This window comes from Rhodocaloribacter sp. (assembly GCF_056451265.1).
The window spans coordinates 62276-75825 of sequence record NZ_JBWOPL010000070.1 but is presented as its reverse complement, the minus strand read 5'-3'; the positions used below and the strand labels follow the sequence as shown (position 1 = coordinate 75825).

9 protein-coding genes are annotated in these 13550 nt (G+C 67.0%); 8 read left to right on the top strand and 1 reads right to left on the bottom strand.

Translation table 11 applies throughout. The features are described from left to right. Nucleotides 1-487 precede the first annotated feature (487 nt). Entirely contained in the window at nt 488-1516 is a 1029-nt protein-coding gene (locus AC1HIY_RS12605; RefSeq protein WP_479577098.1) for a LacI family DNA-binding transcriptional regulator, read from the top strand. A 10-nt stretch (nt 1517-1526) separates the two neighbouring features. Here the strand turns inward: AC1HIY_RS12605 and AC1HIY_RS12600 are convergent, their stop codons facing one another. Further along, nucleotides 1527-3320: a sodium:solute symporter family protein gene (locus AC1HIY_RS12600; RefSeq protein ID WP_479577097.1), complete on the bottom strand. Its 1794-nt coding sequence runs from the start codon at nt 3318-3320 to the stop codon at nt 1527-1529. Nucleotides 3321-3723: 403 nt separating this feature from the next. Between AC1HIY_RS12600 and nagB the strand changes: the two genes are divergently transcribed. The 7 genes from nagB to AC1HIY_RS12565 all read left to right on the top strand — a co-directional run bounded on the left by nagB (nt 3724) and on the right by AC1HIY_RS12565 (nt 13528). Beyond that, nucleotides 3724-5742, top strand: coding sequence for a glucosamine-6-phosphate deaminase (gene nagB / locus AC1HIY_RS12595; RefSeq protein WP_479577096.1), 2019 nt, complete (start codon nt 3724-3726; stop codon nt 5740-5742). Nucleotides 5743-5796: 54 nt separating this feature from the next. After that, nucleotides 5797-6756, top strand: a complete 960-nt coding sequence (locus AC1HIY_RS12590; RefSeq protein WP_479577095.1) for an ROK family protein — start codon at nt 5797-5799, stop codon at nt 6754-6756. A gap of 122 nt (nt 6757-6878) precedes the next feature. Beyond that, nucleotides 6879-7985 (top strand): carbohydrate-binding family 9-like protein, encoded by a 1107-nt coding sequence (locus AC1HIY_RS12585; RefSeq protein ID WP_479577094.1) that lies wholly within the window; start codon nt 6879-6881, stop codon nt 7983-7985. Continuing rightward, nucleotides 7982-9070: a glycoside hydrolase family protein gene (locus tag AC1HIY_RS12580; RefSeq protein WP_479577093.1), complete on the top strand. Its 1089-nt coding sequence runs from the start codon at nt 7982-7984 to the stop codon at nt 9068-9070. The genes AC1HIY_RS12585 and AC1HIY_RS12580 overlap by 4 nt, the downstream gene beginning before the upstream one ends. Next, nucleotides 9067-10248 (top strand): acyltransferase family protein, encoded by a 1182-nt coding sequence (locus tag AC1HIY_RS12575; RefSeq protein ID WP_479577092.1) that lies wholly within the window; start codon nt 9067-9069, stop codon nt 10246-10248. The genes AC1HIY_RS12580 and AC1HIY_RS12575 overlap by 4 nt, the downstream gene beginning before the upstream one ends. Beyond that, nucleotides 10245-11399, top strand: coding sequence for a glycoside hydrolase family 18 protein (locus tag AC1HIY_RS12570; protein WP_479577091.1), 1155 nt, complete (start codon nt 10245-10247; stop codon nt 11397-11399). Before AC1HIY_RS12575 ends, AC1HIY_RS12570 begins: the two co-directional genes overlap by 4 nt. Before the next feature lie 101 nt (nt 11400-11500). Further along, nucleotides 11501-13528, top strand: coding sequence for a monovalent cation:proton antiporter family protein (locus AC1HIY_RS12565; protein WP_479577090.1), 2028 nt, complete (start codon nt 11501-11503; stop codon nt 13526-13528). The last annotated feature ends 22 nt before the right edge of the window (nt 13529-13550 follow it).

Here is a 13550-nt window from a genome sequence, read left to right as displayed (position 1 = left end):
ATGACGCTCCCAAACAAACGAATGAGGCGTAAATGGGCCTGTTTTCGAATCCAGCCTCACGCTAAACACATACGGACGCGGAGCGTCCCCGGTGGGCGTTCCCGCGCAGCGCATGGGAACGAGCGCTTCAGGAAGGATGTCGCCATTCTCCAAACGAGCGCCCGCAGGGGCGACCGGCGGTTCGCCCAATGCGTCACGAATGGCGTGTCGCCGGGAATCGAGCGCCGAGACCCGGGACGTGGACCCTCCCCCGTGGACGTTCCCCCGCAGCGCCGCCGGGTAGAGGCGACCGGCCGGTCGCCCCTTTGAGGAGCGCCGTCACCCCCCGAAATCCTTCCTGCTCAGGCTTTCCCGGACGGCGCCTATGCCGGGAAACGAGCGCTGATTTCCGTGCGAAGCGTAGGAATGGGAGAAAGCATTTTATTTGCCTCATAAAATCGTTTAATTCCACTTTCGAACGGAGTGAGTTCAAAAGGCCGCCGCGAACATGAAGAAAATCACCATCGATGAGGTCGCCAGGCTGGCGTTTGTCTCGCGTTCGGTTGTCTCGCGGGTGCTGAACAACCACCCGAACGTGAGCAAGGAGGCGCGGGCGCGGGTGCTCAAGGTCATCGAGGAATACAACTATCGCCCCAGCTCGGTGGCGCGCAGCCTGGTGACGGACCGCACGTTCGAGTTGTGCGTGCTCGCGCCGCGCCGCCGCGACGACGTGCTGGCGACCGGCTACTGGACGCTCGTCCTGCTCGGCATCTCCGAGCGCAGCCTTCAGCGCGGCTACTTCGTCTCGATCACGATGGTCTCGGCGGATATGGGCGACGAGATCAACAACCGGATGCTGGCCAGCCACGCTTTCGACGGCTTCATCCTCATCGCGCACGACGTGATCAAGCTCGTCGCCAACGGCCTTCGGTCGCGCCGGACGCCCATCGTGCTCATCGGACACGATCCCAACTTCCCCGACCTGAACTCCGTCGACGGCGACAACTTCGACGGGGCGTATCAGGCGGGCGCGCACCTCGTCGGGCTGGGCTACCGGCGCATGGGGCTCATGCTCGGGCCGCTCGACCTGCAGGAGACCATCGACCGCCGCGACGGGTTCGTCAAGGCGCTTCGGGAGGCCGGGCGTTCGATCACCGAGGAGCACATCGCGGTGGGCGACTACTCACAGCAGAGCGGGTACGATTTGATGCGTCGGTGGATCGATACGGGCCGCCCGCCCGAGGCCGTCTTTTGCACGAGCGACGTGCAGGCCATCGGCGTCTTGCTGGCGCTCTACCGGGCAGGGCTGCGTGTGCCCGAAGACGTGGCGCTCGTCGGCTTCGACGACCTGCCCAACTCGCGCTACACCACGCCCCCGCTGACGACGGTGCACCAGCCCGTCTACGGCAAGGGCGAGCAGGCCGCCAACATCATCATCGACCAGATCGAGGGGAAACGGAGCGGGGTGGTGCACGAGAACCTGCCCGTCCGGCTCGTGGTGCGCGAAACGTGCGGCGCGCGGCAACGGGTCGTGTGAGACGGGCGGTTTATTCGAAGCGGAGACGGGGCCAGAGCTTGTAGATGCCCAGGAAGGAGCCCGCGGCGACGGCGACGAAGAACAGCCCGGTGAGCGGTCGTTCGTAGAGGAAGAAGCCGGTGGCGAAGAGCACCGAATAGATGCCGAGTGCGCCGCAGACCGCCGCCGCCAGCCCGTAGGGGAGGTCGGACGCTTCGCTCTCCACGGCGACGCCCTCGCGACGGAGGGCGGCCTGCACCGCGCGCCAGCCCGGCCCGCCCGGGCGGATGCGCCGGTAGAAACGCATCAGCACCTCCGGGTCCGTGGGCGCCGTCGTATAGGCCACGATCACCCACGCCGCCGTCGTCAGCGCCACGATGTAGAGCAGCCGTTCCCAGTCTTCCAGCCCGCCGCCCGGCCATCCCATGCGTCCCGCCACCTGAAAATAGACGGCCAGCAGGAACGAGACGACCATCGCCGTCAGCTCGGTGGCCGCGTTGATGCGCCACCAGAACCACCGCAGGAGGAAGAGCAGCCCCGTGCCCGCGCCGATCTGGAGCAGGATGTTGAAGACCTGCAGGGCGTTCTCGAGGAAGAGCGCCAGCGTGCACGCCACCACCATCAGCGCCACGGTCGCCGCGCGGCCCACCCACACCTGCTGCCGTTCGGTGGCCTCCGGGTTGAGAAACCGGTGATACACGTCGTTGACGATGATCGACGACCCCCAGTTGACCTGCGTGGACATCGTGGACATATAGGCCGCCGCCAGCGAGGTGACCACGAGCCCGAGGAGGCCGGAGGGCAGAAACGTGAGCATGGCCGGATAACCGAGGTCGTTGCGGATCACCTGCTCGGACAGGTCCGGGAAACGCTCGGCCATCATGCTCAACTCGGGGAAGACGATCAGCGAGGCGAGTCCGACCAGGATCCACGGCCACGGGCGCAGCGCATAGTGCAGGCCGTTGAAGAGGAGCGTGGCCCCCACGGCGTGCTTTTCGTTCTTTGCCGAGAGCATGCGCTGCACGATGTAGCCGCCGCCGCCCGGCTCGGCCCCCGGATAGTACGCCGCCCACCACTGCACCGCGAGGGGGATGAAGAAGACCGGCAGCATCTCCTGCCACGTCAACTCCTCGAACGAAGGCCAGAACGAGAGCGCCGACCGCACGTTCTCGTGCGAGAAGAGCCCGTCGAGGCCGCCGACCTCCGGCATGTTCAGGATGTAGACCGCCGCGGCGATGGAGCCGCCGATGGCGATGACGAACTGCACGAGGTCGGTCAGCACAACCCCGCGCAGGCCTCCGAGTGCGCTGTAGATCATCGTCACCGTGGCCGCCACCACCACCGTCTCGAGGGCCGACCACCCCATCATCACGCCTCCGATCTTGATGGCCGCCAGCGTCACCGACGCCATGATGATGATGTTGAACAGGATGCCGAGGTACACGGCCCGGAAGCCGCGCAGAAAAGCCGCCAGCTTGCCCGAATACCGGATCTCGTAGAACTCGACGTCGGTCAGCACCTCGGAGCGCCGCCAGAGCTTGGCGTAGAGGAATACCGTAAGCATGCCCGTCAGGAGGAAGGCCCACCACGTCCAGTTGCCGAAGATGCCGTCCGTTCGGATGATGTCCGTGACCAGGTTCGGCGTGTCGGTCGAGAAGGTGGTGGCGACCATCGAGACGCCGAGGAGCCACCACGGCATGTCGCGTCCGCCCAGGAAGAAAGCATTGAAATCTTTCCCGGAGCGACCGGAGACGGCCAGGCCGATGACGAGCGAAAGGGCAAAGAAGACGGCCATGATGGCCCAGTCGATACCGCCAAGCTGCATGTGCGTATCCCCGTTGAGTGACGTGTGCGGTGGAGGGACGAAGCGAGGACGGCGGAGGCGCCCCGCGAAACGATGCGTGAAAATAGGGCACGGAAGGGGAGGAGACCGCATGGAAACGCTTCCAGTTTGCCGTGGAAGCGTTTCCTAAGTGGGGGCGATGGTTGTTCCAACACCGGAAGGAGGCGTATCATATTGGCAATCAACGTGATGCCTCGCCGCGAAGCGCGAGGTGCGAGGCACAAGAGGTCGGCGTCCGTGGGACAAGGGAGGCGTCCCACGACGCGATGCGCAACGGGACGCTCTCCCTTCCGGCCCCTCCTCTGATCCACATGCGTCCGTCCCTCCTCGCCGCCGACACGCGCCCCCGCAAACACCGAAAACGTACAAACCTCTCGTAATCCATATGGTGACCCTTCCCTCCGCTCTTCCCACCCTCGTCCCGGAGCCGCTGGATCCTTCCTCACATACCGGCAACAGACTCGAACGCGTGCCGACGTTCATCTTCGAGACGCCCGAGCAGGTCGCCTATCAGGTGGCGCGGCGCGTGGCCAACCTGATCGAAGAGCGGCAGGCCGTCGGCAAAAACGTCGTGCTCGGACTGCCCACCGGCTCGACGCCCATCGGCGTCTACGGCCACCTCGTCCGGATGCACCGGGAGCAGGGACTCGACTTCTCGAACGTCGTCACGTTTAACCTCGACGAATATTATCCCATGAACCCGGACAGCTTGCAAAGCTATCACCGGTTCATGTATGAACATTTTTTCAACCACGTGAACATCCCCCGCGAAAACATCCACATCCCGCGCGGGGACCTTCCCATCGAGGAGGTGGAGGACTACTGCCTGCACTACGAGCGCGCCATCGTGAAGGCGGGCGGACTGGACCTCGTGCTGCTGGGCATCGGGCGGAGCGGACACATCGGCTTCAACGAGCCCGGCTCCGGCCCCGAGACGCGCACGCGCCTGGTCATGCTCGACGAGATCACGCGGAAGGACGCCGCGAGCGACTTTTTCGGCGAGGAGAACGTGCCGAGGCGGGCCATCACGATGGGGGTGGGCACCATCCTGGACGCCCGTGAGGTGATCCTCATGGCCACCGGCGAGCACAAGGCGCTCATCATCCGCCGCGCCGTCGAAGAAGAGCCCACGCGCCAGGTGACGGCCTCGTACCTGCAACTCCACCGCGACGCCACGTTCTATGTGGATCGCCCCGCCGCCGGCGAACTGACCCGCGAAAAAACACCGTGGCTCGTGCAGGAGGTGACCTGGGACGAAGGCCTCTCCAAGCGGGCCGTCATCTGGCTCTCGGAGAAGCTCGGCAAGGCGATCCTCCAGCTCGAAGCCGCCGACTTTTACCGCCATCATCTGCAGGGCCTCCTGCACGCCGCCGGCGACGTGGATGCGCTGTGCCTCCGGGTCTTCGAGGATCTCCGGCAGCGGATCCGCTATCCGGATAGCCTGGCCAGGAACGAGCGCGTGATCGTCTTCAGCCCCCACCCGGACGACGACGTCATCTCCATGGGCGGCATGCTCGACAAGCTCGTGCGCAACCGGAACGACGTCACCGTGGCCTACATGACCAACGGCTCGATGGCCGTCTTCGACGCGGACGTGCGCCGCATGCTCCGCTTCGTGGAGATGAGTGTGCCGGCGCTCGGCATCGACGAGGCGAACCGGGAGGCGTTTCGAAAGACGAAAGAGCGTTACCTCCGCTTTCTCAAGAAGAAAAAACCCGGCGAGGTGGATCTGGAGCCGATTCAGCAGATCAAGGCTCACATCCGCTATGCCGAAGCCGTGGCTGCCATCGAGGTGCTGGGCCTCGACGACGCCAACGCGCGCTTCCTCGATATGCCCTTCTATAAGACGGGTACGGTGCGCAAGGACCCCATCGGCGAGGCGGACGTGCAGGTGGTGCTCGGCCTGCTCCGCGAGATCGAACCGGCCCATATCTTCGTGGCGGGCGACCTGTCGGATCCCCACGGCACGCACCGGATGTGCTACCGCGCCATCGAAGAGGCCCTGCTTCGGTACAACGCCGAACGCGGCGGCGAAGCGGAGACGACCCCGCACAACGGCGAAGCCGCCGGGGCCGAGAAACCGAAGAAGACCCGGAAAGGACGGAAGCGGCAAGCCGAACGCCCGCTCGTGTGGCTCTATCGGGGCGCGTGGCAAGAGTGGGAGATCGACAAAACGGACATCTTCATCCCGCTCTCGAAGGCCGACCTCGACCGGAAGATCGAGGCCATCTTCAAGCACGAGAGCCAGAAGGACCGCGCCATGTTTCCCGGAGCGTACGACGAACGGGAGTTCTGGGAACGCGCCAAGGATCGCAACCGCGAAACCGCCGCGGCGCTGAACCGATTGGGCCTGCCCGAGTTTTACGCCGCCGAGGCCTTTGTCACCACGTATGAGATGCCCTAGCCTTCGAGAGGTCCCGGCCTCATCCTCCGTCCGGAAGCATTGACGAAAAGCAGCATGTCCCTTTCTTCGCCGCCCCGGCTTCTGGCCGGCATTGACATCGGAGGCACGAACGTACGGTGTGCGCTGGCGCCCGTGGACCACCCGCAGGAGATCCTCGTCCGGAAGACCGGAGCCACGCCGGAGGTGCCGGAGCCGGAGCGCTTCGTGGCGTTCATCGCGGAGGAGGTGCGCGGGTGTCTCCGCTCGCTCGGGCGGGAGCCGGAGGCGCTCGCGGGCGTCGGCTGTGTGGCGCCGGGCATCACCGACGTGGGCGCGGGCGTGGTGCTCTATGCGGCCAACCTGGACTGGTCGGACGTGCCGCTGACGGCGCTGCTCGAACAACGCCTCGACGCCCCCGCAACCATCGAGAACGACGTCAACGCCGCCGCCATGGCGGAGTATACCTTCGGCGCCGGGCGGGAGGCGCGCTCGCTCGTGTACCTGACCGTGAGCACGGGCGTGGCCGCGGGCATCGTGGTCGAGGGGCGGGTGTGGCGCGGCGCGCATCACGCCGCGGGCGAACTCGGCTTCTTCGTCCCCGACCCCGATCATCTCGGCAGGGACTGGGGCCGCAACGGCTGCCTCGAACTGACGGCGGGCGGCGTCGGGCTGGCCCGCACGTGGGCCAAACGGCACGGCGGCAACGGCGCACCCGGCGAGGCCGTGGAGGTCTTCGCACAGGCCCGCGACGGCAACGCCGAGGCCATCGCTCTCGTCCATCGCGCCGCCGACTATCTGGCGCAGGCGGTGGTGGCCGTCGGCGCGCTCCTCGACCCCGAGGTGCTCGTGCTCGGCGGCAGCATCGCGCAGAACGAGGCGTGGATCGCCGGGCGCATCCGCGAGGTCGTCGCCGGAACGCTTCCGTTCCCGATGAAGATCGTGCACTCCAGGCTCGGCGGCGACGCTCCGCTCCTCGGCGCGCTGGCCCTCGCCGCCCGAAACACCCCCGCCGAAACGCCGCGCGTCGCCTCGTGACGCCGCCCGCGCGTGACCTCGCGCAGGGCAAACGCATGTTTTCGAGAGGTTCTCGCCGCCCGGCACGCGCGCCTCGGCGGGGCGTTCCTCATCCGCACACCCACACAAACCCTACCCACCCCGTGAACCCCCTTCGTCTCGCCTGGATGCTCGCCGCGCTCGGGAGCCTCGTTCCGGCGCTCGCGGTCGTGGCGCAGCCCGCGCCCCGGCAGTACGTCTGCTACCGCGCGCCCGCGCCGCCGGTCATCGACGGGCGCGTGGACGAGGCGGCGTGGGCCGAAGCGCCGTGGACGGAAGCCTTCGTCGACATCGAGGGGGACGCGCGGCCCGCGCCCCGCTTCCGCACCCGCGCCAAAATGCTCTGGGACGACGACTACTTCTACGTGGCCGCCGTAATGGAGGAGCCGGACGTCTGGGCCACGCTCACCGAACGCGACGCCGTCATCTTCCACGACAACGACTTCGAGGTCTTCATCGACCCCGACGGCGACACGCACGACTACTATGAGATCGAGGTCAACGCCCTCGCCACGGTGTGGGATCTGATGCTCCTCAAACCCTACCGCGACGGCGGTCCGCCCCTCGACGCATGGGACGTGCGCGGGCTGAAGACGGGCATCGACATCGACGGCACGCTCAACCGCCCCGGCGACGCGGACCGGGGCTGGTCGGTGGAGCTGGCGATCCCGTGGCGCGTGCTTCGCGAGGCCGCGCCCGAACGCCGAAGGCCGCGCCCCGGCGAACAGTGGCGCGTCAACTTCTCCCGCGTCGAGTGGCGCGTGGAGGTCGCCGACGGCGCGTACGTGAAGCGCCGCGACCCGGACACGGGCAAGCCCCTGCCCGAGGACAACTGGGTGTGGTCGCCGCAGGGGGCCATCGCCATGCACCGGCCCGAGCACTGGGGCTTCGTGCAGTTCTCGGGCCTCGTCGCCGGGACGGGGGAGGAGCTTTTCGCGCCGGATTCGAACGAGCGGGTGAAACGGGCGCTCCGGAGGCTGTACGAGCGGCAGCGCGCCTACCGGGAGGTCCACGGGCATTATGCCGCCGACCTCGCCGCGCTCCATGCCGGGGACCTCACGGTGGAGGGCCTCGCCTTCGCGCCGAAGCTCTTCGTCACGGCGAGCCTGTACGAGATCGTCGCCCCCGGCTTCGGCGGCGCGACGGTGCACATCCGAGACGACGGAAAGGTGTGGGTGGACGAACACGAACCTGTGGAGGACACACGATGAATCGAAAGCAGTTTCTGGCGCTCATGGCTTCGGGCGCGCTCGGTGTGGCGGGGCGGCGGCTGCCGGCCTTTGCGGCTCCGACGGGCGCGGCTCCGGCCGATTTTCCGCAAAAAAACTGGGCCTGGGTCGGCGGCGATTTCTCGGATATAGAGTCGCTGAAGCCGAAGTTCGCGCAGTGGCGCGCCGCCGGCATCGACGCGCTCCTCGTGCACGTGCGTGAGCCGGACGCGCTCGCGGGGGTGGCGCCCGTGGCCGAGGCGGAAGGGCTGGAGACGCATGCCTGGATCCCCACGATGATGCGCGGCGGCATGGAGGAGACGCACCCCGAGTGGTACGCCGTCAACCGGCTCGGGAAGTCCACCGCCACCGACCCGCCGTACGTGCCCTATTACAAGTTCCTCTGCCCCACCCGCGAGCCGGTGCGCGCCTATCTCGCCGAAGACTACCGCCGCATGGCCGAGGTCCCCGGCGTGACGAGCCTCCACCTCGACTACATCCGCTACCCCGACGTCATCCTCCCCGTCGCGCTGTGGGAGAAATACGACCTCGTTCAGGACAAGGAATACCCCGAGTTCGACTATTGTTATTGCGACGTGTGCCGCGCATCGTTCAGGGACGAGCACGGCGTCGATCCGCTCGACCTCGAAGACCCGCCCGCTTCGGAGGCCTGGCGGCGATTCCGGTACGACCGCATCACCGAGGTGGTGGCGCGCCTGGCGGACGTGGCGCATGCCGGAGACCGGCAGCTCACGGCGGCGGTCTTTCCCACGCCCGACATCGCGCGGCGGCTCGTCCGGCAGGACTGGCCCCGGTGGGACCTCGACGCGGTGATGCCCATGATCTACCACAGTTTTTACGAAAAGCCCGTGGCGTGGATCGAGGAGGCGACGCGGGAAGGCGTGACGGCGCTCGGCGGCCGCATCCCGCTCTATGCCGGGTTGTTCGTCCCCGCCCTCACCCCCGACGAACTGGCCGAGGCCGCCCGGCGCGCGCGGGCCGGCGGCGCCTCCGGCATCGTGATCTTCGAAGCCAATGCCCCCACGCCCGAACACTGGACCAAACTCTCCGCGGTGATCCAATCATGACTCCCGCACAGACCACGGCCCCTGCCTCCACGGCGGCTCCGGCCTCCGAGGCACTCGCGGACAGCCCCCTCCTCAAAAAGCGCTTCGTCGCGCTCGACGCCTTTCGCGGCCTCACCATCGCCGGGATGATCCTCGTCAACACCCCGGGAAGCTGGTCGTACGTGTACGCGCCGCTTCGCCATGCGGAATGGCACGGCGCCACACCCACCGACCTCGTCTTCCCCTTCTTCCTCTTCATCGTCGGCGCGGCGATGTGGTTCTCTTTCGCCAAATACGACCACCGGCCCACTCCGGCGGCGCTCAAGAAGACGGCGCGGCGTGTGGTGATCATCTTCGCCATCGGGATGCTCGTCCTCAACGGCTTCCCGTACGTCCGCGACTATGCGACGCTCCGCATCATGGGCGTGCTTCAGCGGATCGCGCTGGCGTACGGCCTCGGCGCGTTGCTCTGTCTCTACCTCAAGCCGAAGCAACTCGTCGTGGCGGCGGCGGGCATCCTCGTGGGGTACTGGCTGTTGCTGTGGGGCTTCGGCGGGGCGGACCCGTACGGGCTGGAGACGAACCTTCCCCGGCGCATCGACCTCTTCGTCTTCGGAGAGAACCACGTGTACAAAGGCTTCGGCGTGCCGTTCGACCCGGAAGGGCTGCTCAGCACCCTCCCCGCCGCCGTGACGGTCGTCCTCGGCTACCTCACCGGGCGGCTCATACAGTCCGAGGCCCGGCTCGAAGACGCCGTGCTCAAGATGTTGCTCGCGGGCACGGCGCTGATCTTCGGCGGGCTGGTGTGGGACCTTGCCTTCCCCATCAACAAGCCGCTGTGGACGAGCTCGTACGTGCTCTATACCGGCGGCATCGCGATGGTGTGCCTGGCATGGTTCGTCTGGCTGATCGACGTGAAGGGGTACAAGGCATGGACGCACCCGCTCCGGGTCTTCGGCATGAACCCGCTCTTCGTGTACGTGCTCTCGATCTTCTGGGTGCTCGTGCTGATCTACTGGGTGCGTGTGCCGACCGGCGGCGGCGAGACGACGAGCGCCTACGGATGGTTGTACCGGAACGTCTTCGCGGCCCTCGCCGGTCCGATGAACGGCTCGCTCCTCTTCGCCCTCGCCCACGTCGTCCTCTTCTGGTTTGTCGCCTGGGTGCTCTACCGGCGACGCATCTTCATCAAGATATGAACGGCAAAAGACGACCTCTGCGGGCGGTGGCCTGCGCGTTCGCCCTGACGGCGCTCGCCGTCGGCCTGACCGCGTGCGACGAGGCGCGGGAAGGTGGTGCGCCGGCGGAGACCTACCGGCTCGTCGGCTACCTCTTCGGCCCGCGCGGGGGGGACGTGCGCGAGGCCGACGCGGCCCGCCTCACACATATCAACTATGCCTTCGCCAACGTGCGGAACGACTCCGTGGTGCTCGAAAACCCCGACGACCCCACCCGTCTGGCGACGCTCCGGGCCGGGCATCCGGAGCTCAGAATTCTGCTCTCCGTCGGCGGATGGGCATGGTCGGAAAACTTCTCCGACGCCGCGCTCACCGAGGCGTCCCGCGAGACGTTCGCGCAAAGCGCCGTGGCGCTGATGACCCGCTTCGCACTCGACGGCCTCGACATCGACTGGGAGTATCCGGGGCAGCCCGGCGAGGACAACGTGTATCGCGAAGCGGACCGGGAGAACTTCACGTTGCTCCTCCGGACGCTCCGCGAGCACCTCGACCGGCAGAGCGTCCGCGACGGTCGCGCCGAAGGGCGCCGCTACGAACTGAGCATCGCCGCCGGGGCGGGCGAGGAGTATCTGGCGCACACCGACCTCCGCGCCGCCGTCGCCTACCTCGACTTCATCAACCTGATGACGTACGATTTCCACGGCCCGTGGACGGAGCGCACGGGGCATCACGCCAACCTGTATCCGCCCTCGGGCGTCGCGGCGCCGTCGGGTGCGGAGGCGGTGGAGGCGCTGCTTCGGGCGGGCGTTCCGGCGCGGAAGGTCGTGCTCGGGGCGGCCTTCTACGGCTACGGATGGCACGGCGTCCGTCCGGAGAACGACGGGTTGTATCAGCCTTATGAGGGCCGGGTCGAAAGCTATCCCTACCACGTTCTCGCCGACCGGTACATCGGCAAGAACGGCTACGAGCGGCACTGGGACGACGCCGCAAAAGCGCCGTATCTCTGGCAGCCGGACTCGCTCGTTTTTATCTCCTACGAAGACGAGGCCTCGCTCCGGGAGAAGGCCCGGTACGCGCGGACCCGCGGGCTGGGCGGCGTCATGTACTGGGAGCACACCGGCGACGCGAACGGGACGCTCCTGAAGGCGCTGTATGAGGCTCTTCGGGGCTAGCCACGCCGGCTTTTGTGGGGCAGGCTTGCCATTCTCCGTTCGGCATTTCTTATATAGACCAACAAGCAAGTGGTTTTTCCATTCCTCCGCTGCCGCTTCTCATGTGGAATCCCGTCCTTGCGGTAACCCTGCCGTTTCTCGGCGAGATCGTGGCGCTCCTGACCGGGAGCGTGCTGATCGCCTACCTGTGTTATCGCATTCGGTTGGTGCCCATCGTTGGATTTCTGCTGGCGGGCGTGGTCATCGGTCCGACGGCGCTGGGACTGGTAACGAACCAGGCCCTCATCGACGGGATGGCCGAGGTGGGGGTGATCCTGCTGCTCTTCACCATCGGCGTCGAGTTCAGCCTGGAGCGGCTCAGCCGCATCCGTCGCCTGATCTTCTTCGCCGGCGGTCTGCAGGTGGGACTGACGGTGTCGGTGACGGTGCTTCTTCTGCTCATCATCGGAGTGGCCTGGCCCGTGGGCGTCTTCACGGGCTGTCTGGTGGCGCTCAGCAGCACGGCCATCGTGCTCAAGTTGCTCGACGACCATGACGAAACGGACACCCCTCAGGGACGAGTGGCTCTGGCCATCCTCATCTTTCAAGACCTGGCCATCATCCTTATGGTGCTTCTCGTGCCGACGCTCGGGGGGCAGGGCGGCACGCCGCTGGCGCTCGTCCGGGCGCTCGTCGAGGCGGTGCTGTTGATCGCCGCGGTGCTGGTGGTGGCCCGCAAGCTGCTGCCGCCCCTGCTCGAGCGCATCGCCCGCACGGAGCGGTCCGAGTTGTTCCTCCCCACCGTGGTGACGATCTGCTTCGGGACGGCGTGGCTGACGAGTCTGGCCGGCGTGAGCCTGGCTCTGGGCGCCTTCCTGGGCGGGCTCGTGGTGAGTGAGAGCCGCTACAGCGCCTACGCCCTGAGCGAGATCCTGCCGCTGAGGACGCTGTTCAACGCCGTCTTCTTCGTCTCCGTCGGCATGCTGCTTGACCTCGGTTTTCTGGTGGATAACCTGCCGCTGGTGCTCGGGGTGGCGGGGGTGGTGCTCCTGGTGAAAGCGGGGTTGACGACGGCCACGGTACGGTTTGTGGGGTATCCGATGCGTGTGGCGGTGGTGGCCGGGCTGGGACTGGCTCAGATCGGCGAGTTCTCGTTTGTGCTGGCCCGGGCCGGAGAGCGCGTCGGGCTGACGCCGGCGGGTCTGGGCGTGGAAGGCGTGCAAACATTCATCGCCGTGACGGTGCTGCTGATGGCCGCCACGCCCTTCCTGATGAATGTCGGGCAGGGTCTGGCCGGGTGGATGATCCGGACGGACCGTTTTTCGGACGACCTGTCGGGTGGAGGGGAGGCTTCTGTGCCGCCGCTGGAGGACCATGTCATCATTGTCGGGTACGGTCCTGCCGGCGAACGCCTGGCGCAGGTGCTCAAGGACACGGGCCTTCCGTTCGAGGTCATCGAGATGGACCCGGTGCTGGCGGATCGTGCCGAGAAGGCCGACATCTACGTGGTGCGGGGCGATGCCGGTCGCCCCCACCTCCTCGAGCACGCGGGCATCAACCGGGCCAAACTGCTCGTGGTAGCCATCAACGACGAGGCGGCCACCCTTCGCACCGTCGAGGTGGCCCACTACCTCAACCCCACCGTCCAGATCATCGCCCGCACCCGCTTCCTCGACCACATCGAACGGCTTCACCGGGCCGGGGCGGACATCGTGGTGCCGGAAGAGCTGGAGACGTCCGTGCGCATCTTCACCAATGTGCTGGCGGCCTACATGATTCCTCCGGACGAGATCAATCGGAAGGTGGCGGCTCTCCGCTCGGGGGACTATCAGGTCTTTCGCAGCCAGCTTCAGGAGGCCCACATGATGGTGCTGCAGGGGCTCGATGAGGAAGGGCTGCATACCCGCGCCGTGGCCGTGCGCCCGGGCGCCCCCGTGGCCGGCAAGACGCTCGCCGAGGTGGGCTTGCGGCAGCGCTATAACCTCACCGTCCTGGCCGTCCGCCGCGACGGTCGCACCATCGCCAACCCCTCGGGCGACTTTCGCATCGAGCCCGGTGACCGGCTGGTGCTCATCGGCGAGGCCGAACGGTTTGCAAGGTGTGCCGATCTCTTCCGGGACCTACCGCCGCCGGATGGGTCAGCCGTCTGAAGTTTCGTAGCCCTCCGGTCCA